The sequence below is a fragment of the Polyangiaceae bacterium genome (assembly GCA_016715885.1).
Lineage (GTDB): Bacteria > Myxococcota_A > Polyangia > Polyangiales > Polyangiaceae > Polyangium.
This window is the reverse complement of sequence record JADJXL010000017.1, coordinates 94,596-120,584: the sequence shown is the minus strand read 5'-3', so window position 1 is coordinate 120,584 and position 25,989 is coordinate 94,596. Positions and strand designations below refer to the sequence as shown.

The window sequence follows — 25,989 nt, the reverse complement described above, 5'->3', positions numbered from 1 at the left end:
AGCACGATTCTGACGACGGGCTTGGCCAACTGCGGAAGTTGGGCTAGCCCATCGCATCATCTCGCCAAGCGCCCAACCCGTCTCCCCCTCGCCCCGCAGCCTCCTTGACCCCGCCCGCGACGCCTGACAAACTCGCCGCCGCATGACCTTGCGCACCATCCCCATCGGCCTCAGCGATTTTCGCAGGTTACGCGAAGAGGGCTTCGAATACGTCGACAAAACCCACTTCATCACCGAGCTCATCGACGAAGGTGTCTCGATCGCCTTGCTCCCGCGTCCGCGCAGGTTCGGCAAGACCGTGAACATGAGCATGCTCCGGTGGTTCTTCGAAAAGCGCGACGAAGACCTGTGGCACCTCTTCGATGGGCTCCACGTCGCGCAGGCCGGCGAAAAATACCGCGCCCACTTTCAAAAATACCCCGTCATTTTCCTCAGCTTCCGCGGCACCAAAGCAAACCATTTCGAGGACTGTCAGCGGCAAGTTCGCGATCTGCTTCAGCAAATGTGCGCCGACCACCGCAACGCGCTCCAGGGAAAGCTCGAACGTTGGGAGCAATCTGATCTCGACGCAATTTTGGACGGCACCGCCGACGAAAGCCTTTACCGCCGTTCGCTCCGGGACTTGACGGCATGGCTGCACAAAGTGCACGGCGTGCGTCCCATCGTGCTCATCGACGAATACGACGCGCCCATTCACGCCGGCTACGCCGGTGGCTATTACCGGGATATCATCGATTTCTTCCGCCAGTTTCTCGAATTGGCCATGAAGGACAACGATCACCTCGAACGCGCCGTGCTCACGGGTATCTTGCGCGTCTCCAAAGAGAGCATTTTTTCGGGGCTCAACAACATCGGCGTGTATACCCTGCTGGCACCGGAGTTCAATACGTGTTTCGGATTCACGGATGCAGAGGTGACCGCGCTGATGGAGCGAGCCGAATTGCATGGCCTGATCGATGGCGTACGGGCGTATTACAATGGATACGACTTTGGCGGGGAGCCCATCTACAATCCTTGGTCCATTCTGTATTTTTCTCGCCAGCAAGTCCAAGATGCTCATGCCGCATTGGCTCAACACAAGCTCGAACGAGCTCATCAAGGAGCTGCTCATCAAGCACGCGTTTTCGGTGCAGCGCGAGGTGCACACGTTGCTCGAGGGCGGCAGCATCGAAAAGAAGCTCGACGAAAACGTGGTGTTTTCCGAGCTGGAGAAGAGCGAGGATGCGCTCTGGAGTCTGCTGGTCTTTTCGGGGTATCTCAAGGCTACCCCGGGCCCCCACGTTCTTGGTGGTCCTCCGCCTTCGCATTGGTTGTCCATTCCAAACCGCGAAGTCGACGCCGTGTACCGAACGACATTTCGTTCGTGGATGAACGAAGCACTACGGCCGCGTGGCGCCACGACCGATACCCTGATCCGTGCGCTGCTCGAAGGAAACGTTGAAGGGGTGGAGACTCAGCTCCGGGCTCCTCGTCGCCCACTTGACGTCGTATCATGACGTGAATGCTGACGAGGCAGAGCGGTTTTACCATGGATTGATGATCGGGTTGCTCGCGGCGCTGGAACCCGATTACGAAGTGCGTTCGAATCGGGAGTCGGGCGAAGGTCGGCCGGACGTGCTGATCAAGCCGCGGTTTCCAGGAAAGCCGGGGGCGGTGTTGGAGCTCAAAGCGGCCCGCAAAGGTCAACGGACGATCAAGCAAGCGTTGAACGAAGGATTGCGGCAGTTTCGCGACAACGACTACGCCGCAGAATTGCGCAATGCAGGCGTGCAAACGGTGCAATCGATGGTCATCGCGTTCGACGGAAAAAGCGTCTTGGTGCGATCGGGCGACGTAGCGAAGAAGAAGGCAGGCACGTTGCGGAAGATTGGCGCGGCCGTACGCAAGGTTGCGAAAAAGGTGGCGCCTGCCAAAGCAAAAAAGACCGCCGCGAAGAAGCGATGAGCGGTCACGTGGCGCGAGCTGCACTGCCGTGCCGATGGATGGCGGATATCGACAAGAGCGTCCGAATCGATTGACGCTCGAACCGGCATCCAAGCAATTCGTGCTGGTAACGGAACGCCGAATCGCGCACGAACACGAGGATTCGTCGGCGACGGACATTTCGGCCTCTTTGCGCCAAGCTCCCGGACCGAAATGATTCAATGCGAGGCCGCCTTCGGTTGCGGCGCGTCCTTGCTCCCTTCTTCTTTCTCTTTGCCGTCGATCAAATCCGTGACCGACGATAGCCTGGCAAGAAGCACTCGTTCGCTGAAACCAAAGAGAGGTGGGCTCCTTGATGTGCCAGTGGCAGAGGCTTTCGATGAGTGTGTGGCGACGCCAGACGACCCAGAGGTTGAGCCTTTGGTTTCGAATCCCGCGGAACTCCAGAAGTGCTTGACGGCGTGTAAGGGTGGAGGGGCCGCGATGTTGCGCTATTGCGCTGTATTCTTGGACCCGCGAATAAGAGCGCTCTGTATCGTTGCAGCAGGTGGCAGCTTCGTGGCATGCTCCGGCTTCTGTTACGCGAGATTCGTGGATTGAATCTGAAAATGACGAAATGGTTGGCCGAGCGCACGTTACAGGATGAGGCGGATCCCAAGGCTATTGTGGAAATACAGATTGGTTTCCCCGAGCAACGCACTCCAGACGAATGGGCATGTGCCTTTCGCATCGTAGGACTTGGCGACGAAATAGCCGAGTATGGCATCGGCGTGGATGCCCTTCAGGCGCTCATCATGGCGCATGAGGGAGTCGCTACAGCCCTTCGAGCATCGAAACGAAAGCTCTCCTGGATGGGCATCCCAGGTGAAACTTGCATTCGTCGACAAATACCCGTGTACATCACTGCTGATTTCGCAAATGAGATCGAAGCTCATATCGACGCGAAACTCGAAGCCTTCATTGAGGCCAAGCAAAAGCAACTGGAAGGCCAATAGGCATACATCACTCTTTCCAAAAACCCCGCTCGTGAAACATCAGGGCAGGGCTCGTTCGTTCCCCGCCCGAAGCTGCACCGCCGGCTCAGACGGCCTGGGAAATGACGTTGTGATCGCGTTCGTTCATTCAGGGGGCAGCACCCAGATTCGACGGCACCCGCGGCGTATGTGTTGCATGTACGCCATCAAATTCTTCTCACTTTGAGTGTCGTGCTCGATTAATGACTCGTATATGCGTGCCGATTCACTCTTCGTCAGCTCGTCCTCATCCACATGCGCTGGAAATTCATCGAATTCGGTGCACGTGTCGAGGCTGCTGAGAAGGTACTCCCCAATCCCTGGCGGGTCCGCGCATGACATGCCGTGCGCCAATGTGTGATACAAGTTGATGGTCTTGCCAATCGTCCCGCAAACATAACCATTCTGCAGCGTTTCTCGCACCCTGCATTCGTGCACTTCCTTTTGCAGCGCCTCGACTTTCGCGGCTACCTCCACACCCGCGTCGTCCAATTCCCCCGGCGTCACCATTACCTTGGGCATCGCTCGAGCTTTCTTGATGGCCTTCAATTCGCGCCGGCACGCAGCAAGCTCGCTCTTCACCTCCGCGTCGGGTATCGCCTCTGCGCTTTTCTCCGGCGGCGCCGGTGTGCGCTTGCGTGTCGACCAGCCGAATAGCGCGCCACCACCAAAGCCGAGACCAAGCACGGTCACCGCAATGAGCAAATGCACGACGACGCTAGCGCTCTTGGGGCGTTCGCTCATCGATCCACCTCCTCCCGCATCGGTGCCTTCTTCACTCCCGGAGGAAGCTTTGGAGGTGTCTCCGTGCACGTGTACACGAAATCCTTCAATCGACGAAGCAGCTCTTCTTCCGTGAGCGTTTGATGAACCTTGATCGCCTCCGCTATCAAGCTCGCTTGTTCCTTCGTGAGGTCATCCGTGCGAACGTTGGTCGGCATGTCCGCGAATGCCGCGCAACGTTCAAAATTCTCCTCGATGAGATCCGCAGCTCTGGATTTGGGCCCGCACCTCAGACCATCCTTGGGCAACGCCATCAGCGCATCGAATTGACGACCCGCTGCGCTGCACACCTCCGCGCTGACCAATAGCTCGTTTTTCGTGCACCTGCGTAGCTCCGCTTCGAGCTCCTCGACGGTCGCTGGCGTTCGTCCCGCATCTTCGCTCACCGCGTCTGCCGAAAGGGTCGCTCCTGCCTCTGGAAAAGCGGCCAATGTTTCGAGTGCGGCCAAGGTTTCCTGGCACGAAGCGAGCTCTTGCCGTTCCTTCTTCACCCAAGGAGCCGACCGAGCTTCCGCGTTCTGCTCCGTCGCCTTCGGTCGTCGCTCCGGAATCGACCTGCCCACCCAAACCCCCGCGCCCACGGCAGGAGCGAACAGAATCGCCGCTGCAATGAGTGAAACACGAAAGCGGGCTCGGCTGGCACCTTCCATCTGCGTCGACGTCATAAGCCGGTGCAGGATTTCGTGCAACTGATTGCATCACATACTTGGGCTCGCTTACTCGTTGGCATACCGTCATGTATGACGGCGTGAACGGCGTGAAGACCGAGATCGAGGTGAACAAAACCGCATAGCCCTTGATCGGTTCGTCGGCGTCGAGTCACCAAGACGAACCAGCCGACGGCGCTCGCCGAAGCGGACGAAGACGACGACGCCGATACCGAGAGCGAAGAAGACAGCGGCGAAAACAAGAAAGGTTGACGCAAATCCGCGCCGACCTCGTGCGAGGTGGCGCTCGCACCCGCGCAAAAGGCATCGGCGCCGCTAGGCGCATTCCCTTGCGTCGGCGCAAATCACCGTGCACACACATGGCAAGCTGATTTGCACGCGTGCAAATGGGTCGCCGCAATCTGAAGGGCGGTCTTTTGCACCGACGCAACACCATCGCGCACCCGTGGCGCCACCGTGTCGCGCGCGTGCAAATCAGGCTGCGCGACGTGTGCGAGGTCCTTTGCGCCGGTGCAAATGTGTTGCCGCAAGCGGTCGAGGTCGATTTGCGTCGACGCGAGCATGATGTCGCAAAGGGTCCACTCGAGTGTCCACGATTGCCCGACGCGGAGGGAGGCTGGGCCATGGCGAGCGAATTGGGGACATCCTCTCAGACTTCGCTTGCGAGATTGAGGAAGTCGTGGAAATCCGCCTGGTAAAACGTTGTCAGTTACGAGTCCGTGGCTCATCACGCGTCCACCAGGACGGAGAATGCGCAGCACTTCGGTCAAAAGTCGGCGTACACGGATGTTGTTCTGGACCATCAATTCTACCGTATGCAGGCAGCCCGCGTCTACAGAATGAACCAGACGGCCTGCGGACCTGGTCCGCCAATTCCCTTGACGCCCGCCTGTTCGTCTTGGCCCATGCCGAACGCTTGCAGCCTCGAGTGAGCGAACCGTGGACCCATTGTTCGCAGATGCAGTACAACCAACTTCCACACCAATGACCTATCGCGGCCGATTCGCACCTTCACCCACGGGCGACCTGCATCTCGGCAGTGCCGTCGCCGCCGTGTTTTGTGCAGCCGCCGCGCTCGCCGCGCGCGGAACGCTCGTCCTGCGCGTGGAAGACATCGACACGCCACGCGTCATCCCAGGGCAAGCTGCGCGCATCAACGAAGACCTCGATTGGCTCGGCATTCGTTTTCAAGAAGGCCCGGACATCGGCGGCGCCGCGGGACCGTACGTGCAGTCGCAACGACAAGCGCTGTACGAAGCGGCCATCGACGAGCTTGCAAAACAAGGCTTCGTATACCTGTGCGATTGCTCGAGGGCCGAAATCGCCCGCGTCGCGAGCGCTCCGCACGCCGGCGACGAAGGACCGCGATATCCCGGAACGTGCAGACCATTCGGCATGCGTCCGCGCGCATTCAAGCGGCCGCCCGCGGTGCGCATCGCGGTGCCGCACGACGCGCGCTCGATCGTCACGACAAACGATCTCGTGCTTGGCTCGCGTACGGACGATGTCGCTGATGTAACGGGCGACTTCGTCTTGCGGCGCGGTGATGGCATCTTCGCGTACCAGCTCGCCGTGGTCGTCGACGACTTGGCCATGGGCATCACGGACGTCGTGCGAGGCGCAGACTTGGCCGGCTCGTCGGCGCCAAGTGCTCCTTGCGCGGCTGCTCGGGGGCGAGCCGCCGGCGTTTGCGCATGTGCCGCTGCTCGTTGCGGACGACGGCCGCAGGCTTGCCAAGCGCGATGGCGGCATGACGATTCGCGAGCAACGCGCGTTTGGGCGTGATCCACGCGAGCTGGTGCGCACCATCGCGCGCGCGTACGGGCATGACATCGCGGGCAGCGCCGAGCCGCTCGAAGCGCTGGCCGAAGCGCTCGAGTGGTCGAAGTTGCCGATGCAGAACTCCACACGAGCAGCGTCTGCGAGTCATCAAGGCGCCGACTGTCTGCGCGCGGCGCGCACCGGACAAACCTTGACGATGGTCCGTTCGAACGGGCTCGACAGCCGGTGTGAGCACGACGAATCGAGATGCGCCAACGGCACTCGCTCGCTGCCGAGAAGTGGGCGCCCAATGACGAGACCCCCTTTTGGTATGGTGAGTGCGCAGCCGGGTGTGACGATCATTCCGCGACAGTTCGCGGTAAGAACGGCTGTGAGTGGGGATGCGGGAAGACAGGGGACGCGCAGGACAGGGCTAGAAGGGACGAACGCCGAACAAGGCGGTTTGTCCTAAGCGCTTAACGCGCTCGCCCTCGCGACGCATGAGTGCGCCTACAGGTCAACAAAAATCGTCAGAAGCGTATGTATTTAGGTCGCGTCGAGGAACTGGAATGCCAAGCTGTGAGTGAGGATACGGGAAGACAGGGAACGTACAGGGAGGGCTGGAGGGGACGAACGCCGAAAAGGTGGCTTGCTTTTCTTGCGCGCACGGCTCCCTCGCGAGGGTGTGATTGGCGGGTTGTGTTCCCTAGCCGCTCCTTCGGCAAACAGAAGGCTCCGTGACTGATGCCAGCGAGCTTTGGTGGCATCGCTCTGGAGTGGAGACCGCGAACAAGCTACCATCGCACCACGAGAATGAACGTGTTGACTGCCCCAACCCCCGACACGTGCAACCCCGTCGGCTCGACTGCCCGCGCTGTGGACAGTCCGCTCCGTTGCGACCCACCGCCTGCGCCTCTCAACAGCGCCAAGGTTTCAGGATGTCGATTTTGCGGAATCGCCGCCAGTAGGGCCAACTTCGACCGCATCATCTTACGGACTCCACATTTTTTGGTTGTACCCTCAAAGGGCGGTTTCTTGCCGGGCTGGATCTTAATCGTCCCCATCCATCACGTGCTGAGCTTTGCGCAGCTGGATCGCTCGCTCAACGCAGAGCTGGACGCGTTGACTGCAGCAGCTACGAGACTCCTCGAGGCTAGATTCGTCACTCCCACGGCGTTCGAGCACGGACCATCGAGCGTGGGAACCACTCTCGGATGCGGCATTGATCACGCGCACCTCCACCTCGTGCCGCTCCCCAAGGGAACGAACATGACCAGGTTGGCCGAGGCAGCTCTAGGGGAGCGGTTTGGCACTGATCCACCTAGTGCCACCAAGGGATATCTTAGGATCCGCGAAGCTGGCAGCGACGCGTGGCTCAGCTTGGAACCGCGTGTTGCCCCTCCGCGGCAGTTCTTTCGGCAGATCATCTGGGAAGCAAGCGGCCGACCATCTGAGTCCTACGACTATGATGAAGCACCTTGTGATTCTCAGGTGCAAGCTACCCTCACGGCTCTGGTGGGTCAGTGACCGAGAATCGCAAGCACAGTGGGGAGCCAGGTGAAAAGCGCCTCGACGCAGACTCGAAGCGCGATGACGCGGCGCCAGAGGCCCAAGCCCCGGCTGTCGACGCGTTGGAGGTCGTCCAACAGTCGGCGGAGCAAGCGTCGCCCAAGGGTCGGGAGGCCGAGGTCAAAGCGCCAGACGCGTTTGCGCCAGCCAATCCGACCGATAACCGCGAACTCTACGACTTCAAGTCGCGTTGGCACACCGATGCTCGCAAGGCCCAGCGCACGGAGGGGATTTATCTCGCGGTTCTCGCGATATTCGGTATCGTCGGTTTTACGTTACTCCATCATCCGCCGTTCGTCGAGGAATTCCAGATTGGTAAGTCAATACCCCTTGTGTTCTTTTCGGGTCTATTGGGTGGAATCACCTTCGACGTAAAGTGGTGGTACCACAGCATTGCCAAAGGCATCTGGAATCAAGATCGGCGCGCATGGCGACTCGCGGTTCCGTGGCAGGCCGCCGTTGTCGCGATGTTTGTACACCTCCTTTTCAAATCCGATCTTCTGGGGATTCTCAATCCGACGGCGCTCGACAAACCGAACAATGTGCTGGCGTTCGGGTTTCTGGTCGGTTACTTCAGTGACTCGGCAATCGCGAAGCTCGCCGAAATTGCTGAATCACTCTTCGGCACAGCAAGGGGCGGGCGTAACAATCGTCGCGATTGAGCGCGTCGTATGAACGTATCTCTGCGAGCGGCGGTATTTGAATGGCTCCAACCGACGGGCTGCCGCATCGCGGTGACTGAGCTAGAGCCAACAGATTGTGGAACGAAGGCCCTCGGACTCGCGCAGCTGCCGACTGCTTGGGGCATTCAGTGGACAGTCGTGCCAGTCAGCGCGTGTCGTGTCGCTCAGGCTGAGTCCCGATGGACTGAGGCTGCTGGATGCATCCTCCAGTGGCTGTCCCAAGCAGGAGCGCCCTGCGAACTTGGAATGATCGTGAGATCGTCCGGCCCCAACGAAAGCATGGATATGAGGGGCCAGCTTGAGAGCATCGTGTGTGAATCCGTTCCCGAAAAACTTGCAGAGGCCATGCGCAACGTGGCTTTTCAGGTGCGGGGAGAACCGATGACGCGCCTCGACGTTCCAGCTTGTGCAATCGTCTTACAACCGTTCGCTGCATCCGACTTCTGGGGGCACCTTTCAAACGAGTATCGGCTAGCTCAGCGCAGCGTTGACTTCGTGTACGAGGTGGAAGGCATTGCCAGCCAGCCACCGCGCCCAGCGACGTTTCGTTTGCAGCGTCCCGTAGCGGCTCCGGAAGAACAGGCACTAAGCACTGGCCTGCATTTGAAGGATGGGGCGAGAGGGATCGAGAAAGCGCTCAAGATGGTTGGCGCTTGGTTGGCGGCCCAGAACGTACGGGGGCACATAGAGTGGCTAGTAACACAGAAGCGCCTCATGCTGGTCCAGCTAGATGTCGACCCATTGCCGGCAAAGATAGTTCCGATGTCCGAGGTGACGTTGCCATGCCTTGCGACGGTGCCAGACGTCGCAAGCTTGGGATCGGCTTTCGTACCGATCGCGGGCGGCGCGGATTTTTCTGGTCTCCGCAAGACTCGGTCGCACGCTCTCCTTCAGGCCGCAGGGGCTTTCGTTCCGCCCATTTTTGTCGCCCGCGACGTTGGTGAACGCATCCTGGATCGCCAGAGTGACTTCTGGCGCGAGCTCACATGTCTTCTTTCCACGCCTGCTGTCATCCGCTTCGATGTCCCACTCGCAAGGACGGAGTGGACAAACTTGCCGACCATAGGCCCTTTGTCGTCACCTGACGAGGCTTGGCGCAAGGTCGCAAGTGCAGTTGAATCCGTCAGGGCGCGCGGCATCGAGTTGGGAGAGCTTGCCGTCGTCGTGCATCACTTTATTGCAGCCAGAGGAGCCGCATGGTCGGAGGCAAATCCTTATTCAACGCAGGTGCGCATAGACTCCACTTGGGGCCTCCCTGATGGGCTACAGTCGTTTGTTCACGATTCGGTTATTTACAATGGTGACACGGGAGAGATCGCTCCACACATCCGGTACAAGGACAGGTTCATTGATGTGACCGTAAATGGAGAATGGGTTATACGTAAGGCGCCCCCGAGCATTGCCGGCGAGGAGGCGTGTAAGATTCAGGACGTCAAGGCTATTAGTAACATTTCAATTAATGTCGCGCGTGCTGCAAACCGAACCGTGCGGATCATGTGGTTTCTCGATGTGCTGGCCGGGGGCGGCGGGCAGTCTCCCAGTGCGATGCCTTGGATCGTAGTTGAAGTTGAAGGTCCAGTTGGCGTGCTTGGGCCAGCCTTGCCCGCACAGCCAGTACACACGGCGCAGCGCCGGCAAGCGGAGCTGCACGCGGAGCGCGCGGTAAAAAATCGTCACACGCTTGAAAGATTCCGCAGGACCCCATCAGCAATGGATGTCGGTGGACGCCATGTTCTTTTGCAACCTGATGCGTCGACGGTACGCGACCGTACATTCCTGGCTGAATTCGCCCATGTGGTGCTAGCGCTGCCCCATCACTGGAAGGTTCTGTATGCCGGGAGTATGCTCGCGCATGCTCCCTACCAGCTGCAACAGCTTGGCGTTCCAATCCTTCCGCTCCATTACGAGGTGCGGCCTTCCAGGCGGACGTATATGCGAAAACTTGTCCGTGATGGCATCCCCGCTCGCATTGTCGCAGGCGGAGAACAAGCGGACGTAGTTCAGCTTGATGAAACAGAGTTTCAGCTCGCGCTCAGGCAGAAGTTGGTCGAGGAGGCGCTCGAAGTAGTCTTCTCTGGCGATTGGGACGAACTGCGCGAAGAGCTTGCAGACTTGTTAACCGTTGCTCGTGCGCTTGCGAAAGCCGGCGGAGTGGATGCTTGGGCTGAAGTGGAGAAAGCCTCCGACGACAAGACGGCGAGAAGAGGCGGCTTCGTAGACCGCTTCTTTCTAAGGTCCACCGGCTTCTCTCGGAGCATTGATCCAGTCACGCCGGGCGGGGCCGAGGTGCAACGGCTTAGAAGTGGGGTGGGCATTCGTATTCCCTTGGTTCCCCCACTGCTCCCAGCAAAGAGAGCGAGTTCGATCGAATTTCGACGGCTCGGGATGAACGTGGAGGTAGAATTTCGCGAGCATTACGTTCATGTTCGCTTCGCGAGTAGTCGCGCCGCTATCCGGCAAGAGAGTTTGCAGCTCCCTCTATTTGATCTCGCGGACGACGATGATGGCTGAAGCATGCTGGCTCTTATCGTCAGCGGCTGTCGACGCTCAAACCGGGCGATCCCGCTCCATGAAGCGGGAAGTCATGATTCGCCCGCGCCGGTGATCCGGCGATTTTGGCCTTTCCATGTCAGCCGCATCTTCGATAGGATGCGGCGCATGAAGCGTCATGGAAACATGCGTTGGGTGGTTGCTGCTGTCGTGGCGACGGCTCTTTCGGGCTGCATGTTCGGCGACGAGCCACCGCAAGCACAGCCCATCGTCGGACCCTGGTTCGATGAGAACTGCGTCCCCGCGGAGTGTATGTACGAATGTTGCGACGGGTGGAATTATCACAAAGACCCACTCCTCACACAAGGCGGTCCAGAGTGCGAGAAAGTCAGATTGAAGAATTCTGCGTATGCGGAGTATGTTGCGCTGATGCAGCAGCTCTGGAATAAGTGCTCTGAGGAGTTCCGCGAAACAGAATCTGGGTATTGTTACGTCATCAACCCTCCCGACGCCATCAAAGAGTTTACGGCCGACAATCAGCCCGTGTACTCCGGATTGAATTTCTTGGTCTGCCCGCCGCGGGGACAGTTTACGACCTGCCCCATGGAGGATGTGCTGCTCGTCCCCGCAGAGTGACGTGGGTGCGGGTGATGCATGCGCGCCTCCTTGCAATCGGCACCATTACCCTGGCCCTCGTCTACACGTCGCGTGTCTTCGCGCAGGAGCCGTGTAGGGCACCCGAGCCCTTTCATGGGTACTGGGGTGGTGGAGTCGTCCAGGTGAGGGAACACGTGGCAGGGATTCCGATCGTCGCCACGGCGCGCTTTTCGTACAGACAGATACGATATTCCCCTTGCGCCAATGGGATACCCGTGTTCCCTCCTGGGATCGGCGCAACGACCGTCAGCGTGGGTGTACCTCTCTTCAACAATCGGCGTGGCGGGTGGCTGCTGCAAATGGGCGCTCATGGGCAAGGTTCGCAAAGACCGAGCGAGCCCGCGAGCGGTTTCGTCACCGGCGCGCCTACCACCGCCGGCCACCTCAATCTGTGGGAGACGCCGCTACCGTTGGTCCAGTTTTCGGGAGCGTTGTCGGCGACCTTCATGCCGCAATCTGGAGATGCTCCCCTATCGCTTGCGTATCTGGGCGGCGCGAGAATCTACGCTCTCTATGCGAAGCGCGCGCAGGCGAATCTGGGGTTCATGATTGGTGGCAGCAATGGGGGCGTGAACATCGTCCCCTCGCTTGCGTTCCGGGTCAGCGATCTGGCGATTCTGAGCCACAAGATGGCGATTGCCTTCGAGGCCCGCGCCCCCATCGAGCTCTCTCCGGGCTCGGTAGCCGCGCGGTGGAGGCTTTGGGGCGCCTTGATCGTCGCATTTGACAGGATCGATGAGGGCAAGCGCGACCGCGTGCGTGCAGTGCAAACGCCTTCTCCCTCATTCGACCTCGTTCGTTCCCCGCCCGAAGCTGCACCGCCCGCTCAGACGGCATGGGAAATGACGCTGTGATCGCGTCCGTTCATTCATCGGGCAGCGCCCAAATTCGACGACACTCGCGGCGTGTCCATTGCAGACTCCAAGCCATGTTGTCCTTCTTTAATTTCCAGCTCCATTTCGAAAACATGATCCGCATCTTTTCTTGCTGCGTCAGGTTGTCTTCGTCGATATGTGGTGGATACTCGTCCAGTTCGGCGAACTCGGCGCACTTGGCGACGCTATTGAGAAGGTATTCTCCAATTCCTGGCGGTTCCACGCATGCGTTTCCAAGCACCAAGACGTAGTGCAAGTTATCGTGCTCGCGGATCGTCCCGCAAACATAACCATTCTGCAGCGTTTCTCGCACCCGGCATTCGTGCACTTCCTTTTGCAGCGCCTCGACTTTCGCGGCTACCTCCACACCCGCGTCGTCCAATTCCCCCGGCGTCACCATTACCTTGGGCATCGCTCGAGCTTTCTTGATGGCCTTCAATTCGCGCCGGCACGCAGCAAGCTCGCTCTTCACCTCCGCATCGGGTATCGCCTCTGCGCTTTTCTCCGGCGGCGTCGGTGTGCGCTTGCGTGTCGACCAGCCGAATAGCGCGCCACCACCAAAGCCGAGACCAAGCACGGTCACCGCAATGAGCAAATGCACGACGACGCTAGCGCTCTTGGGGCGTTCGCTCATCGATCCACCTCCTCCCGCATCGGTGCCTTCTTCACTCCCGGAGGAAGCTTTGGAGGTGTCTCCGTGCACGTGTACACGAAATCCTTCAATCGACGAAGCAGCTCTTCTTCCGTGAGCGTTTGATGAACCTTGATCGCCTCCGCTATCAAGCTCGCTTGTTCCTTCGTGAGGTCATCCGTGCGAACGTTGGCCGGCATGTCCGCGAATGCCGCGCAGCGTTCGAAGTCCTCCTCGATGAGATCCGCAGCTCTGGATTTGGGCCCGCACCTCAGACCATCCTTGGGCAACGCCATCAGCGCATCGAATTGACGACCCGCTGCGCTGCACACCTCCGCGCTGACCAATAGCTCGTTTTTCGTGCACCTGCGTAGCTCCGCTTCGAGCTCCTCGACGGTCGCTGGCGTTCGTCCCGCATCTTCGCTCACCGCGTCTGCCGAAAGGGTCGCTCCTGCCTCTGGAAACGCGGCCAATGTTTCGAGCGCGGCCAAGGTTTCCTGGCACGAAGCGAGCTCTTGCCGTTCCTTCTTCACCCAAGGAGCCGACCGAGCTTCCGCGTTCTGCTCCGTCGCCTTCGGTCGTCGCTCCGGAATCGACCTGCCCACCCAAACCCCCGCGCCCACGGCAGGAGCGAACAGAATCGCCGCTGCAATGAGTGGAACACGAAAGCGGGCTCGGCTGGCACCTTCCATCTGCGTCGACGTCATAAGCCCGCGCAGGATTTCGTGCAACTGATTGCATCACATACTTGGGCTCGCTTACTCGTTGGCATACCGTCATGTATGACGGCGTGAACGGCGTGAAGACCGAGATCGAGGTGAACAAAACCGCATAGCGCCCTTGATGGGGGTTCGTCGGCGTCGAGTCACCAAGACGAATCAGCCGACGGCGCTCGCCGAAGCGGACGAAGACGACGACGCCGATACCGAGAGCGAAGAAGACAGCGGCGAAACCAAGAAGGGTTGACGCAAATCCGCGCCGACCTCGTGCGAGGTGGCGCTCGCACCCGCGCAAAAGGCATCGGCACCGCTAGGCGCATTCCTTGCGTCGGCGCAAATCACCGTGCACACACATGGCAAGCTGATTTGCACGCGTGCAAATGGGTCGCCGCAATTCGAAGGGCGGTCTTTTGCACCGACGCAAACACCATCGCGCACCCGTGGCGCCACCGCTCGCGCGCGTGCAAATCAGGCTGCGCGACGTGTGCGAGGTCCTTTGCGCCGGTGCAAATGTGTTGCCGCAAGCGGTCGAGGTCGATTTGCGTCGACGCAAGCATGGTGTCGCAAAGGGTCCACTCGAGTGTCCACGATTGCCCGACGCGGAGGGAGGCTGGGCCATGGCGAGCGAATTGGGGACATCCTCTCAGACTTCGCTTGCGAGATTGAAAGAGCTCCACGCGCTCAAAACTTCGCCTTCAAGTGCCCGCCCACATCCCCCACGGGCGACCTGCATCTTGGCAGTGCCGTCGCCGCCATGTTTTGTGCAGCCGCCGCGCTCGCCGCGCGCGGAGCGCTCGTCCGCAAGGCGCCTGGTCCAACCCGACGGGCTGCGGACGAGGTGCGCCAATTTCCTTTGACGCCCGGCTGCTCGTCTTCGTCGAGCCTAGCCGCGGCTGTGCGAACACGTGTTCAGCCACCGCATCTGCCGACGTATTGTGGTATCGTTGGAGGAGCCATGACATCAGACGACATTCGTGCGTTCGTCAAGCGTGATTGGGCCTTGCTCGAGCGGCTCGAGGAAGACCAACGCGCCGAGAGTTACCGAACATTGGGTTGGCAAGCATCGCGTAAGCTCGCGCTGTCGCTCTACGATCATGCGCTCCAGGTTTCGCCCGGATTTCCGCAAAAGGACGCGCAAGCGGAAGACCTCGACCACCACATTCCTGTCAAACGCCTCATCGACAGGGCCCGTCATGCGATCACCACCCGATAGTGCTCTCGCAGCGCTCGCACCCGTAGTCTATCCCCGATGACTTGATGTAAACACACAACATCGAAATCGTGATTGCCATGGCCTATTCGCCTCGTTTCAGCTATACGGGCTCGATTGTCCAAGCCGCAGAAGAAGTCGGCGCCTACCGAACTGTGGTCTCCGTTCTGCCACTTCCTCTTGCGGTCGAGCGACGTCTCCGGCACGACGCTCGCGTGCGCGTTGCGCATAACAGCACGTGGATTGAAAATCGCACATTGACGCTCGAAGAAGCCGAACACGTCATTGCGGACAAGGCATTGGCAGACCCGACGCGCTCCAAAGCTGGCGCCGCCGAGGAGGTTCGCAACTACTTCCAAGCGCTCGAATATGTCGATCAATGCGCCGGAAGTGTTTGTGACGAGGAATTTATTCGCCGCTTGCACGCGCTCATCATGCGAGGTTCCTCTCCCGGACGGCCTCGAGAACAAAGCGAGTATCGACGGCATACGGTTACAGTGGGCCATTTTGCCTATGTACCGCCCGCTTGGGAGGATGTTCCTAGGCTCATAAGTGACTTGTGCGCGTGGGCTCAAGGTCCGGGTTTGGGATTGCCGCGATGGATCTTTGCAGCAATTCTCGCGTATCAATTCGTGACGATCCACCCGTTTCATGACGGCAACGGGCGCACTTGCCGCGCTTTGGCGACATGGGCGATGCGAGGACCCAACGAGGAACGAGCGGTCGATCCAGTTGGGCTCCTGAATGTGGAAGAATTCTATGTCGCAAATCTCGAGGGATATTATGATGCGCTCCAGATGGGGCTTCACTGGAATTATTATCATTCGAATGAAAAAGGAAGCCGTTCGGATCCGGATCTCTCGCAATGGATCGAATATTTCAGTGAAATGCTAGCCCAGAGTGCACGTCAGGTTCGACAAACCGTCGTCGAGCAATTTCGGGCTGTGAATTCTGACGTACTCGCGGATCCGATTGCCAGCTATCCGCGCACGTTCCGCCGTCTGCTTGTTCGCATTCCCGACCCCTCGATCCCGTTTGGCCCGGGCGAAGTGGCTGCGTGCTTGCATGTTAGCGATCGAACCGCGCGAACATGGTTGAAAAATTGGCATCAGCAAAAGCTCATCCAGCCTGCTGGCACGGCAACCAAACGAGTTCACGTATGGTCGCTCGCTCCCGATGTTGCAGTCCACATCGGCGCCGAACGGCAACAAGGGTGAACAAATAGCGGCAACAGTCAGCGTTGTTGTTGGTGGTTTGAACCACGTGTTCGACGGGATCAGGATGGGATTTCGGCTTGATTTTCACCGCCTCCGTGAGCGGTGTCTGTCCATTTAGCGGCAACGTATCTTGTCCGTAGCGGCAACCAGCCGCGCTGCGGACCTGGTCCGCCAATTCCCTTGACGCCCGCCAGTTCGTCTTGGCCCATGCCGAACGGTCACATCCACGAGTGAGCGAACCGTGGACCCATTGTTCGCAGATGCAGTACAACCAACTTCCACAAAGATGACCTACCGCGGCCGATTCGCACCTTCACCCACGGGCGACCTGCACCTCGGCAGTGCCGTTGCCGCGGTGTTTTGTGCGGCTGCCGCGCTCGCAGCCCGCGGAACGCTCGTCCTGCGCGTGGAAGACATCGACACGCCACGCGTCATCCCAGGGCAAGCCGCACGCATCGCCGAAGACCTCGATTGGCTCGGCATTCGTTTTCAAGAAGGCCCGGACATCGGCGGCGCCGCGGGACCGTACGTGCAGTCGCAACGACAAGCGCTGTACGAAGCGGCCATCGACGAGCTTGCAAAACATGACCTCGTGTACCTGTGCGATTGCTCGAGGGCCGAGATCGCCCGCGTCGCCAGCGCTCCGCACGCCGGCGACGAAGGACCGCGATATTCCGGAACGTGCAGACCCTTCGGCATGCGTCCGCGCGCATTCAAGCGGCCGCCCGCGGTGCGCATCGCGGTGCCGCACGACGCGCGCTCGATCGTCACGACAAACGATCTCGTGCTTGGCTCGCGCACGGACGATGTCGCTGATGTAACGGGCGACTTCGTTTTGCGGCGCGGTGATGGCATCTTCGCGTACCAGCTCGCCGTGGTCGTCGACGACTTGGCCATGGGCATCACGGACGTCGTGCGAGGGGCAGACTTGGCCGGCTCGTCGGCGCGCCAAGTGCTCCTTGCGCGGCTGCTCGGGGGCGAGCCGCCGGCGTTTGCGCATGTGCCGCTGCTCGTTGCGGACGACGGCCGCAGGCTTGCCAAGCGCGATGGCGGCATGACGATTCGCGAACAACGCGCGTTTGGGCGTGATCCACGCGAGCTGGTGCGCACCATCGCGCGCGCGTACGGGCATGACATCGCGGGCAGCGCCGAGCCGCTCGAAGCGCTGGCCGAAGCGCTCGAGTGGTCGAAGTTGCCGATGCAGCCGGTGCGCGTGGGCGCGCTTGGAAGAAGTACGTAAGCAGCAAGCTTCGAGTCGTCGCGTGGGGAATGCGACGTGCATGCGGCGCGATTTCGCGAAACGGTGAATGGATGGAGAGCTCGTCGTCGTGGATAGTGCAACGGGCAAAACACAGATTGTGCGAGCGTTGGAAATTTGACGCAATTTGCAATTGGGATGTCGCACGCATTGCCATTTTAAAAATATTTTTGTCTTGTCCTTTTCGGCGATGTCCCCTATTGCCTAGGTGCACCCAGATTTCTCCTGACATCGAGGCAATCGAGCCGAGCGGCAGCATCGATGCTTCGTTCCGAAGTTTGTAATTTTGGATATGTAAATTGTGCCAAGCGGAGGAGGCTGTTTGTCTTGCAATCCAATGGGCGGGATGATTGAATAGCTCAACGCGCGGATCCGGATGACAGCAGAGTTGGAGTTGATCCAGGTCAATCCAAGGACAAAAAGGTGCTTTCATGGGGCTCATCCAAGACGTCGCCAAGATCGACAGACCGATTCTGGGTAGCGACATTCCGATATTGGTTTTCCGTGTCTTCCGGCACTTTACGGCGGGTTACGTCGAGGAGGTGCTTGGACGCGGTGCGGCGGTCGTTTTTCAGAACGGAGGCAGGGAGCTTGGCAAGGAAGCGGGTCAAATGCTTTACCGGCCGAACACGGACGACTATCTTCGTGAGGTCTTGCAGTTCGTTCGCGATTCGCGCATTGGTATTCTGATTCCTCGCCGATTCGACGACAAACAGCTCGTCATCGATCTCGACGAATGCATTACTTGTGCCGGCATGGCGAGCATCTCGAAGCGCATTTGCCATTTCGAGGTTGGTTTCGTCGCTGGTATCGTGGAGGTTCTGATCAAGAAGCGGCCGAAGGCGTACGAGACGAAGTGCGGCGCCAACGGTGAAGAGACTTGTCAGGTAACGGTCGACTTGGCGTAGCGAGACCCGCAGCTCCACGCTATCCGATGCTCTCGATTGACGATCGAACGATACTCGCAATTGGAGCATCGTGATGGATCGCGCTGTGCACCGTAAGTGGGGATACTCGACTGGTGCATGCGATTCGCGCTCGAACTCGGTTCAAGTCGACTCAATGATGCGATACAGTGCTCCGCATCATGCCGACCCGTCAGCTTGAAAGCATCGTCGCCTCCCTGCCTGTGCACGTCATCCTGATCGCGACGATCGTCGTCGTGAGCTTCATCGGAATGTCTTCCGATTCCGTCAAGCGAGCGCTGATTTTGAACCCTTGGCGCGTACGCCACGACGGCCACGTCCACCGCCTCCTCACGGCTGGATGGTTGCACGGCGACTTTCCGCACCTCGCGTTCAACATGATCACGTTGTACTTTTTCGCGAACGACGTCCTACGCGTGCTCGGGCCGGTGCGCTTTTTGGCACTGTATCTCAGCGCAGTGGTCCTGGGATTCGTTCCGACGACTTTGCGTTACATGAACAAGAAAGAATACAATTCCATCGGCGCGTCCGGTGCAGTTGCCGCCGTGATGTTCAGCGCGATTCTGCTCGTCCCCGGAATCAAGCTTTATTTGATGTTTTTACCCATTCCCGTGCCGGGAATCGTATTCGCGTTGGCATATTTGGGTTATAGCGCTTGGCATTCGCGCAGCGCCCGCGATGGCGTCAATCACGACGCGCACTTTTTCGGTGCCGTGTACGGGGCCATGTTCACGTACGCGTTCGAGCCTGCTCGCGTCGAGCGCACGATCAAGAGCTTTTTTTGAATCCATCTGTGGGTACACGCTGGACTTCGAGTGCCTCAACCAGGGCAGAGAAGTGTCACGGCGATCATGCTTTGGTCCTACTTCACACACCGGCATCCAGCGTTCTGCGAAAAACCCGAAGTGTTCGACCCGGATCGCTGGACGCGCGAGCGAGAGGAGGCTCGTCATGGCCACGCCTACTATTGCAGAGACCACGTCTTTGCGACTCTGCGTCTTTGCCCCTTTGCGTTGAATTCTCTTGTGGTGTCTTGCGCGTAAGTTAGCGCTTATGGCTGCAGGGGGTGGGACAAAAAGCGTGGATGATGACGACGACAGCGGCGGCGGGGTGGTGCAGTGTTCGACCTCGACTCCAAGAGCGCCTTTTGGCTCAGCTACAAGGGCGGGTATGCGCTGGTCCTCTATACGTACAGCGGCGACGCGTACGTGGGTATCGAGGCGCGAGATTCACCGAAGCGTTCCATTGCAGGAGAGTACACGGGCTCGCGTCTCGGCTGGCGTTGTCGTCATGGATTCAGCGTTGCGCGGTGCACAAATCACCACCTGCAAGCGCGAGCTGGCACGTAAAATCAGGCCAATTCTCAATTTGGCCGCGCAACCGGCGCCGCAAAATCCAATATGGTTGAATTGGCTTTTGCATTCCCTCACCCTACATCAATTCGTTCCAGATATTGCATTCGGTCATGCCGCGCGCATGAGCGCACTTCATGTTCTTGGCTGAGCAACGAGTACGGTTACCGTTACGCTATTTACTCGGCGGTGGTAGACCAAGCTGCGCAGCAAAATCGGCAATTCGAAAATCCAAATCCACATCGCACGGAAGTGGCACTTGCCGCACGCGATCGTCTTCGACGACATAAAGGCTATCACCGAGTTGATACGCGTGAACCTTGCCACCCTCGAAGCAAGAGGCGGCAACGCTGCGCGGATTATCATCACGCGAGGCATTACATACTTCGACGCATTGTGCCGAAAGCAGTCCCAAATCCTGCGACGGGGCAATCGCAGGGGGCAAGATGAGTCGCACCATTGTGATACCGCGACAGTAGCGGTATGGTGGCGTGCTCGTGCGCTGCAATTTTCCCATTTCATAAAAAACATGACCTTTGGGAAGTGGCTCGTGAACCAGAGTCGCCCGAACCTTCCGCCGCGTTGCATTCATGTCGCGACAGCGCTCGGATGGGTTGTCATTGAGGTGCGCGTTCTTGAGCGGGATTAAGTTGCGTTTCGGAATTGTTGTCGTGATTGACGCGCACGCATTGGATGGCATCGGCGTCACGAACCACGTATTACTCCCATCCCCACGACCTACTTCTTTGCCATTATCAATAATGACGAGCGTTCGACCTTGTTCGATGCGGTATTCGATGGTCTTCAACTCGCCAGCGATGTCTATGCAAACAAAGCGGTGATATGATGGCTGCGTTTCCTCTGCGGAACAAAGATCCTCTATCGAGTAGGCAGCAGCATATGGTGGCCAAGCCAGCCCAAACGTTATGGTCGTCCAAAGCTTGGCCTGCAGTGCACCATCGCTTGGAACAAGATGCTCGGCAATGAGCGAAGGGCCAGTGAGTATGAGAGGTGGGAGGCTCATATCATGAGTGTATGAGCCAGCAATGCGCACATCGACCAGAACCGGGATGCATTCCGACTCCTGAACCCCTGAGGCGCCATCGCTCCCACTGTTCGCGTTCGCATCTCGCTCGCTCCCACGGTCATCGGCCCTCGACGACGCCACACCGTCGGCGCGTAGCCCCTCTGCCACGTGCACGCTCGTCCCCGCACAACCCACATACGTGTACACGGCACCGAGCGCCGCGGCGATGGGAACGATGGCCGTCGTCACGCCCGCAACGCGACGCCATGGGTTTCGATGCGCCGGCCTGGGCGAACCGGATGCGTCCGGGGTTTGTGAGAATGATCCGGCTCGCTCGCCATGCTCGAAGCGTACGAACATGCTCGCGCGTCGTCAACGCGCGCTGCGTCTTCAGTGGTTTGTCCATTCGGTGTACCGTGGCCGGTTTGAGACGTCGGCCGCGCGCTCCAATGTCACGATCGCGTTCCGTCGCGCCAAACCTTTTTCATTTATGCATCGACGACGAGCGCACACGATTCCCTTCCGCACCTGCCCCGCGCCCGCGTCAGCCACCGACGCGCCCATCCTGCATGCGCTCCACGATTTCCTTTGACGCCCAACTGTTCGTCTTGGCCACGCCCACATGCTCACGTGCGCCCGCGGCGCGCACCATCCGGCGCGCTTGGACGAAGTCCGTAAACAGCAAGCTCGGATCCGTCGCGCGTCGAGTAGCATGTGGTGCACATGCTCGACGCTTCGCCGGACGCCTTCGTCGGTGCGCTTCTCGATGAGCGATATCGCATCGTTCAGCACATCGCGACGGGCGGCGTGGGGCAGTTGTACGTCGCCGAAGACGTGCGCGCACGTGGTCGCGTGAAGCCTTGTTTTGCAGTCAAAGTGCTGCGGCCCGAGCACGTGGAAAACGGCATGCTGCGCGCGCGGTTCGCACGCGAAATCCAAGCGACCACGCGCATTCACGATCCCCACGTGCTCGCGATGCACCACCATGGCGAGCTGCCCGATGGCTTGCCCTACTTCGTGGCCGAGCTCCTCGAGGGCCTCGACCTTGCAGATACGCTCGACTTGTCCAAGTGCCTGGCACCTTTGCGCGCCGTCGGCATCGCCATCGGCATCGCCAAAGGCCTCGCAGCAGCGCATGCCGCAGGCGTCGTGCATCGTGACCTCAAACCGGAAAACGTGTTCCTCGTGCATGCCGCGGACGGACGTGAACACGTGAAGCTGCTCGACTTCGGCTTCGCATGGATCGATGACGATCCGGGCGAGGTGTTCTCCGGTCGTCTCACGCTCTCGCAAACGGCCGTGGGCACACCCGAGTACATGTCGCCCGAGCAAGCGTTTGGCGATGTCGGTCGTCCGTCGGCCGACATCTATGCGCTTGGAATCGTGCTCTACGAGATGCTCTCGGGCGCGCCGCCCTTCGAAGGCCCGCGCGATGTCGTGACGCAAAAGCACGTGCGACAAGAGCCTCCGCAGCTCGTGCGAGGGTCGAACGAGCTGGGCGATGTCGTGCACAAGGCGCTCAGCAAGGATTCTTCTAGGCGGTACGTTTCGGCACTGGAAATGGCGGAAGCCTTGCGAACGACCCCCGAAGGGCGAGCGCTTGGCGCACTAATCGCGTAATCCATGAAACACTCGAGCGCTGGACATTTGCCCCCGAGGCCATCCCCTGCTAGACGCGAATGAATCCTCGATGGGCGGCCCAGGCCGGGGAAGAGCCGCATGGAAGCCATGGGTCGAACGGCCCTCTCACCAGTAACGACTACGACTGACTTGTACGAGGCCGATCTCGAGCCGCGATACACCGTGGGCTTTCCTGCGCCTACGCGGCACGACGTGACGTTCGAGCACATCGACATGGATGTGCAGAAGGTCGTCCGAAGGCTCACGCGTCACGGCCACGAAGCGTACCTCGTGGGCGGCTGCGTGCGTGACTTGCTGCTCGGGCGTCAGCCGAAAGATTTCGACGTCGCCACGAGCGCTCGGCCCGAGGAAGTGCGCGACTTGTTCCGCAACTCGCGGATCATCGGTCGGCGATTCCGGCTGGTGCACGTGTTGTTTCAGGGCGGCAAGGTCATCGAAGTCGCGACGTTTCGCCGCAATCCGAAGGACGAAGGGGATGACTCGTCCGAGCTGCTCATACGCAGCGACAACGTGTTCGGTGTGGCGAGCGAAGATGCAATGCGGCGCGACTTCACGATGAACGCGCTCTTCTACGACCTCGAAGCAAGGCAGATCCTCGACTGGTGCGGCGGCATGGAGGACGTCGTCGAGCGGCGTGTCGTGCACACGATCGGCGATCCGGAGACGCGCTTTCGCGAAGATCCGATCCGCATTCTGCGCGCGCTCAAGTTTGCCGGACGACTCGGGTTTGCCATTACGCCCGACGTCTACGATGCGATCGTATTTTGCCGCGAAGCGCTGGCGCTCGCTGCACGTCCGCGCGTGTCCGAAGAGATTCTGCGGCTGCTTCGCGGCGGCCAAGCGCGGCGCACCATTTACCTCGCGTGGGAGACCGGCGTGCTCGATGTGCTGCTGCCCGAGCTGTCGTCGCTGCTGTACGACGAAGGTGCCGAGGATGGTCCGTCGGCGCGTCAGTGGCGCCTGCTCGATTACATCGACAAGCGCACGACGGAAGTTGGGCCGCTCGATGACAGCGTGCTCTGGACGCTCCTCTTGCTCGAACCGATGCAGGAAGCATGTGAAGGAGCGCGTGATCGAGCTACGGCGGTGGCGGATTTCCTCGAGCCTCTCGTCGATCGACTCTCGCTGTCGCGGCGGTATGTCGACAACATTCGTCGCATCGTCGCGGTGATGCCGCGGCTCGTGACGGGGCGTCCTGGTCGCTTCGCGCGCACGGACATGTTCGACGCGGCGGTGGAGGTCACGTACGCGGATCTCGTCGCACGGCGCAAGCCCACGGAGGTGCTGGAGCGGTACCGCAGCTCGTCGCACCGCGGGCAAGCGGCGCCTCGACAGAACGACGCGCCCCCGGCGCCGCGGCGAACGCATCACCGTCGCGGTGGTGGTGGTGGTGGATGAGCGAGCTTGCGTGGAACTTTCGAGCGCTTCGTGTTTCACTGCAAGTCTGACATGTCCGCAGGCTCTTCGTCGATGACGCGTTCACGTCGCCGGTGGCTTCGACCTTCCGGTGCGCTGGCTCCGTTTCTCATGGCGGCGGTGGTGGCGTCGAGCGGCGTGGTCGATGCGCAGAGCTCGATCCTGCACGAGTTTGTCCCGGAAGATGCGGCGGAGGATCTGTCGTTTGCCACGACGACGATCGACGGCAACTTGCATGCGGCAGTGAAGACGCCGAGCGGCATAGCGACGGCGCCTGATCCGCGTCGTCCGCCGGATGCGCGCAGCTTGTATGGCGGCACGACCGTCGACGACAGTCCCGATTCGACGTACGAGCCGGATCGCGACACGCGTCGTCCGAACGTCGAGAATTACGAGGACCCGTTCATTCCTTCGACGACGCCGTTCAAGCGGCTGCGAGCATTCGACACGGTGCTCGACGATTACACGCTCGCGGTGCGTAACAAGTCGTTGAGTGTGGTGCCCGTGGGTGGAGTGATTGGCACGGACGAGGAACCTTTTTATGGTGACTTTTCCGTGGCGCTCGTGCCGAACGAGCCTGTGCGTATTCCGAGCGTCGGCCCGGATGCTCGGCTCTTGCGCATGCATTCGAATCCCGAAACGGATATCAAAGTCTTGCGGGACGGAGCCGACAACTGGTTTGTCAAATCGCCCACTCGGAAAGACATTCGGCTCGTGGTGGAGCTGGCCATATTACGTCGCACGTTTGGCAGTGCATTTGCGGATGTTCGCTGGCAACGCTTGGCGCCGCTCGTACCGCCTCAGCCGGCGACGCATCGCGCGGCATTTCAGCAGGTTGCCAAGGCCATTGATATTTCGACGTCCATGAGTGCGCGTGACGTGGTCGAAAAAATGGTCGATTACTTCCGTTCATTCGAGCCAACGGACGCGCCACTCCGTGAAAATTCCGATATTTACTTGGATTTGGCATTGTCCAAAAAGGGCGTGTGTCGCCATCGTTCCTTTGCGTTTCTCGTGACTGCCTTGAACATTGGCATTCCGGCGAGAATGATCGTCAACGAAGCGCACGCTTGGGTCGAAGTGTACGACGGAACGATTTGGCATCGTATCGATCTTGGAGGCGCTTCGGCGAACCTCGATTCCGCACAGGAAGATCCCAATCGTCCGATGCACAATCCGCCGGACGATCCTTATGCATGGCCGGAAAATCAGGATTCGGGTCAAGAATTGGCGAATCGGTCACGGGCCACTTCGGGTGGTGGAGGGGCTTCGTCGCCGGATGGGACGTCGACCAGCAGCAGCAGCACGGCAGCGCCATCTTCTTCTGCGGCGCCGCCCATGCCACCGCCGGCAGCGTCCTCTGCGGCAATCGATCCGAATGCGACCTCGGCGGACGTGACGATTGGCGCAATGGGCACGGACGTTCGTCGCGGTATGCCCATGAAGCTCGACGGGCAGATCAAGGCGAGTGGCAATCCGTGTCCGCATGTACGCGTGGACGTGCTCTTGCGCAGCGCATCGGCGCCAGCGGGTGTGGCTGTCGGGTCGCTATCGACGAACGAGCAGGGCATTTACGATGGCGCAGTCGTCGTTCCGCGCGAATTGCCGCTCGGCGAATACGAGGTCATCGTGCGGACGCCGGGTGGCGGACGATGTGGACCGGGTGAGACCCAATGACGTTGGGCGCGGATGGCGCGAATTCCATAAAAAAAGAATGTCCCCAAATCGCGGTCGGAGCGGTGGTCATTGACGATTCGTCGGGGGCTTGTCGGCGGATAGTATTGGTTCGTCGAGCGCGTCCGCCGATGGCGGGTCGCTTTTCGCTACCGGGCGGACGGCTCGAATTTGGCGAGCGGATCGAGGCGGCGGTGCAGCGCGAGGTATTCGAGGAGTCGGGGCTCGTCGTGCAAGTGGGGCCGCTCGTCGAGGTCGTGGAAGTGATCGAGCCGCCGTATCATTATGTCATTCTTGATTACGTGTGTCTCCGGACGGGCGGAGAGCTGCGAGCTGGGGATGACGCGAGCGAAGTTGTATTCGTGGTGCCGGGCGAATTGGAGCGTTACGGGGTGACGGAAGCGGTCGTGCGAGTTGCCACGAAGGCATTGACGATGGTGTAAGGGAGGCGGCGCGAGAATGTTGCGGTTCGACGTGGACGCATGCGCGTAGCGTG

The 25,989-nt window shown here is 59.9% G+C and carries 24 protein-coding genes and 1 pseudogene; 20 read left to right on the top strand and 5 right to left on the bottom strand.

Annotated features, from left to right (window positions below; genetic code table 11):
- Positions 1–142 precede the first annotated feature (142 nt).
- The 3 genes and pseudogenes from IPM54_20210 to IPM54_20200 all read left to right on the top strand — a co-directional run bounded on the left by IPM54_20210 (position 143) and on the right by IPM54_20200 (position 2,918).
- Positions 143–1,944, top strand: a pseudogene (locus IPM54_20210) (AAA family ATPase).
- 28 nt (positions 1,945–1,972) lie between these two features.
- Positions 1,973–2,140 (top strand): hypothetical protein, encoded by a 168-nt coding sequence (locus tag IPM54_20205; GenBank protein MBK9262114.1) that lies wholly within the window; start codon positions 1,973–1,975, stop codon positions 2,138–2,140.
- A gap of 346 nt (positions 2,141–2,486) precedes the next feature.
- Positions 2,487–2,918, top strand: coding sequence for a hypothetical protein (locus IPM54_20200; GenBank protein ID MBK9262113.1), 432 nt, complete (start codon positions 2,487–2,489; stop codon positions 2,916–2,918).
- Positions 2,919–3,041: 123 nt separating this feature from the next.
- Here IPM54_20200 and IPM54_20195 read toward each other — a convergent pair whose 3' ends face one another.
- Both IPM54_20195 and IPM54_20190 read right to left on the bottom strand, forming a co-directional pair.
- Complete coding sequence (locus IPM54_20195) at positions 3,042–3,680, bottom strand: hypothetical protein (protein ID MBK9262112.1); 639 nt, start codon at positions 3,678–3,680, stop codon at positions 3,042–3,044.
- Positions 3,677–4,384 carry a hypothetical protein gene (locus IPM54_20190; protein MBK9262111.1) on the bottom strand — a complete coding sequence of 236 codons (708 nt, stop codon included), beginning with the start codon at positions 4,382–4,384 and terminating at the stop codon, positions 3,677–3,679. Before IPM54_20190 ends, IPM54_20195 begins: the two co-directional genes overlap by 4 nt.
- 987 nt (positions 4,385–5,371) lie before the next feature.
- On the opposite strand from IPM54_20190, the gene IPM54_20185 reads away from it, so the two are divergent.
- The 6 genes from IPM54_20185 to IPM54_20160 all read left to right on the top strand — a co-directional run bounded on the left by IPM54_20185 (position 5,372) and on the right by IPM54_20160 (position 12,401).
- Positions 5,372–6,172 carry a hypothetical protein gene (locus IPM54_20185; GenBank protein ID MBK9262110.1) on the top strand — a complete coding sequence of 267 codons (801 nt, stop codon included), beginning with the start codon at positions 5,372–5,374 and terminating at the stop codon, positions 6,170–6,172.
- A complete protein-coding gene (locus IPM54_20180) occupies positions 6,138–6,620 on the top strand; it encodes a hypothetical protein (GenBank protein MBK9262109.1) in 483 nt (160 codons plus the stop codon). The genes IPM54_20185 and IPM54_20180 overlap by 35 nt, the downstream gene beginning before the upstream one ends.
- A 1,051-nt stretch (positions 6,621–7,671) precedes the next feature.
- A complete protein-coding gene (locus tag IPM54_20175) occupies positions 7,672–8,379 on the top strand; it encodes a hypothetical protein (protein MBK9262108.1) in 708 nt (235 codons plus the stop codon).
- Positions 8,380–8,646: 267 nt separating this feature from the next.
- Entirely contained in the window at positions 8,647–10,911 is a 2,265-nt protein-coding gene (locus tag IPM54_20170) for a nucleoside triphosphate pyrophosphohydrolase (protein MBK9262107.1), read from the top strand.
- A 147-nt stretch (positions 10,912–11,058) separates the two neighbouring features.
- Complete coding sequence (locus tag IPM54_20165) at positions 11,059–11,526, top strand: hypothetical protein (GenBank protein ID MBK9262106.1); 468 nt, start codon at positions 11,059–11,061, stop codon at positions 11,524–11,526.
- 236 nt (positions 11,527–11,762) lie between these two features.
- Complete coding sequence (locus tag IPM54_20160; GenBank protein ID MBK9262105.1) at positions 11,763–12,401, top strand: hypothetical protein; 639 nt, start codon at positions 11,763–11,765, stop codon at positions 12,399–12,401.
- A gap of 10 nt (positions 12,402–12,411) precedes the next feature.
- Here the strand turns inward: IPM54_20160 and IPM54_20155 are convergent, their stop codons facing one another.
- The gene (locus IPM54_20155) at positions 12,412–13,056 is read right to left on the bottom strand and encodes a hypothetical protein (protein ID MBK9262104.1); all 645 of its coding nucleotides are present in this window, start codon (positions 13,054–13,056) and stop codon (positions 12,412–12,414) included.
- A complete protein-coding gene (locus IPM54_20150) occupies positions 13,053–13,760 on the bottom strand; it encodes a hypothetical protein (GenBank protein MBK9262103.1) in 708 nt (235 codons plus the stop codon). The genes IPM54_20155 and IPM54_20150 overlap by 4 nt, the downstream gene beginning before the upstream one ends.
- 967 nt (positions 13,761–14,727) lie before the next feature.
- On the opposite strand from IPM54_20150, the gene IPM54_20145 reads away from it, so the two are divergent.
- The 7 genes from IPM54_20145 to IPM54_20115 all read left to right on the top strand — a co-directional run bounded on the left by IPM54_20145 (position 14,728) and on the right by IPM54_20115 (position 19,732).
- On the top strand, positions 14,728–14,985 hold the full coding sequence (locus tag IPM54_20145) for a hypothetical protein (protein MBK9262102.1): 258 nt from the start codon (positions 14,728–14,730) through the stop codon (positions 14,983–14,985).
- A 77-nt stretch (positions 14,986–15,062) separates the two neighbouring features.
- Entirely contained in the window at positions 15,063–16,199 is a 1,137-nt protein-coding gene (locus IPM54_20140; GenBank protein MBK9262101.1) for a Fic family protein, read from the top strand.
- A 286-nt stretch (positions 16,200–16,485) separates the two neighbouring features.
- The gene (gluQ, locus tag IPM54_20135; GenBank protein MBK9262100.1) at positions 16,486–17,439 is read left to right on the top strand and encodes a tRNA glutamyl-Q(34) synthetase GluQRS; all 954 of its coding nucleotides are present in this window, start codon (positions 16,486–16,488) and stop codon (positions 17,437–17,439) included.
- Positions 17,440–17,888: 449 nt separating this feature from the next.
- Positions 17,889–18,365 (top strand): 4-vinyl reductase, encoded by a 477-nt coding sequence (locus IPM54_20130; GenBank protein ID MBK9262099.1) that lies wholly within the window; start codon positions 17,889–17,891, stop codon positions 18,363–18,365.
- A gap of 179 nt (positions 18,366–18,544) precedes the next feature.
- Positions 18,545–19,168 (top strand): rhomboid family intramembrane serine protease, encoded by a 624-nt coding sequence (locus IPM54_20125; protein ID MBK9262098.1) that lies wholly within the window; start codon positions 18,545–18,547, stop codon positions 19,166–19,168.
- A gap of 66 nt (positions 19,169–19,234) precedes the next feature.
- Positions 19,235–19,426, top strand: coding sequence for a hypothetical protein (locus tag IPM54_20120; protein MBK9262097.1), 192 nt, complete (start codon positions 19,235–19,237; stop codon positions 19,424–19,426).
- Between the two features lie 75 nt (positions 19,427–19,501).
- Complete coding sequence (locus IPM54_20115) at positions 19,502–19,732, top strand: hypothetical protein (GenBank protein MBK9262096.1); 231 nt, start codon at positions 19,502–19,504, stop codon at positions 19,730–19,732.
- 178 nt (positions 19,733–19,910) lie between these two features.
- Here IPM54_20115 and IPM54_20110 read toward each other — a convergent pair whose 3' ends face one another.
- The gene (locus IPM54_20110) at positions 19,911–20,930 is read right to left on the bottom strand and encodes a hypothetical protein (protein ID MBK9262095.1); all 1,020 of its coding nucleotides are present in this window, start codon (positions 20,928–20,930) and stop codon (positions 19,911–19,913) included.
- A gap of 555 nt (positions 20,931–21,485) precedes the next feature.
- On the opposite strand from IPM54_20110, the gene IPM54_20105 reads away from it, so the two are divergent.
- The 4 genes from IPM54_20105 (at position 21,486) to IPM54_20090 (ending at position 25,936) form a co-directional block, all read left to right on the top strand.
- Positions 21,486–22,382, top strand: coding sequence for a serine/threonine protein kinase (locus tag IPM54_20105; protein ID MBK9262094.1), 897 nt, complete (start codon positions 21,486–21,488; stop codon positions 22,380–22,382).
- Positions 22,383–22,490: 108 nt separating this feature from the next.
- Positions 22,491–23,801: a polynucleotide adenylyltransferase PcnB gene (pcnB, locus tag IPM54_20100; GenBank protein ID MBK9262093.1), complete on the top strand. Its 1,311-nt coding sequence runs from the start codon at positions 22,491–22,493 to the stop codon at positions 23,799–23,801.
- A gap of 51 nt (positions 23,802–23,852) precedes the next feature.
- The gene (locus tag IPM54_20095) at positions 23,853–25,496 is read left to right on the top strand and encodes a transglutaminase domain-containing protein (GenBank protein ID MBK9262092.1); all 1,644 of its coding nucleotides are present in this window, start codon (positions 23,853–23,855) and stop codon (positions 25,494–25,496) included.
- Positions 25,493–25,936, top strand: a complete 444-nt coding sequence (locus tag IPM54_20090; GenBank protein MBK9262091.1) for an NUDIX hydrolase — start codon at positions 25,493–25,495, stop codon at positions 25,934–25,936. Before IPM54_20095 ends, IPM54_20090 begins: the two co-directional genes overlap by 4 nt.
- Positions 25,937–25,989 lie beyond the last annotated feature (53 nt).

Coding starts and splice junctions, on each gene's coding strand:
- IPM54_20200 (MBK9262113.1), top strand. CDS start 2,487: ATGCTCCGGCTTCTGTTACGCGAGATTCGTGGATTGAATCTGAAAATG.
- IPM54_20195 (MBK9262112.1), bottom strand. CDS start 3,680: ATGAGCGAACGCCCCAAGAGCGCTAGCGTCGTCGTGCATTTGCTCATT.
- IPM54_20190 (MBK9262111.1), bottom strand. CDS start 4,384: ATGACGTCGACGCAGATGGAAGGTGCCAGCCGAGCCCGCTTTCGTGTT.
- IPM54_20185 (MBK9262110.1), top strand. CDS start 5,372: ATGACCTATCGCGGCCGATTCGCACCTTCACCCACGGGCGACCTGCAT.
- IPM54_20180 (MBK9262109.1), top strand. CDS start 6,138: ATGACGATTCGCGAGCAACGCGCGTTTGGGCGTGATCCACGCGAGCTG.
- IPM54_20170 (MBK9262107.1), top strand. CDS start 8,647: ATGATCGTGAGATCGTCCGGCCCCAACGAAAGCATGGATATGAGGGGC.
- IPM54_20165 (MBK9262106.1), top strand. CDS start 11,059: ATGAAGCGTCATGGAAACATGCGTTGGGTGGTTGCTGCTGTCGTGGCG.
- IPM54_20155 (MBK9262104.1), bottom strand. CDS start 13,056: ATGAGCGAACGCCCCAAGAGCGCTAGCGTCGTCGTGCATTTGCTCATT.
- IPM54_20150 (MBK9262103.1), bottom strand. CDS start 13,760: ATGACGTCGACGCAGATGGAAGGTGCCAGCCGAGCCCGCTTTCGTGTT.
- IPM54_20145 (MBK9262102.1), top strand. CDS start 14,728: ATGACATCAGACGACATTCGTGCGTTCGTCAAGCGTGATTGGGCCTTG.
- IPM54_20140 (MBK9262101.1), top strand. CDS start 15,063: ATGGCCTATTCGCCTCGTTTCAGCTATACGGGCTCGATTGTCCAAGCC.
- gluQ (MBK9262100.1), top strand. CDS start 16,486: ATGACCTACCGCGGCCGATTCGCACCTTCACCCACGGGCGACCTGCAC.
- IPM54_20130 (MBK9262099.1), top strand. CDS start 17,889: ATGGGGCTCATCCAAGACGTCGCCAAGATCGACAGACCGATTCTGGGT.
- IPM54_20125 (MBK9262098.1), top strand. CDS start 18,545: ATGCCGACCCGTCAGCTTGAAAGCATCGTCGCCTCCCTGCCTGTGCAC.
- IPM54_20120 (MBK9262097.1), top strand. CDS start 19,235: ATGCTTTGGTCCTACTTCACACACCGGCATCCAGCGTTCTGCGAAAAA.
- IPM54_20105 (MBK9262094.1), top strand. CDS start 21,486: ATGCTCGACGCTTCGCCGGACGCCTTCGTCGGTGCGCTTCTCGATGAG.
- pcnB (MBK9262093.1), top strand. CDS start 22,491: ATGGGTCGAACGGCCCTCTCACCAGTAACGACTACGACTGACTTGTAC.
- IPM54_20095 (MBK9262092.1), top strand. CDS start 23,853: ATGTCCGCAGGCTCTTCGTCGATGACGCGTTCACGTCGCCGGTGGCTT.
- IPM54_20090 (MBK9262091.1), top strand. CDS start 25,493: ATGACGTTGGGCGCGGATGGCGCGAATTCCATAAAAAAAGAATGTCCC.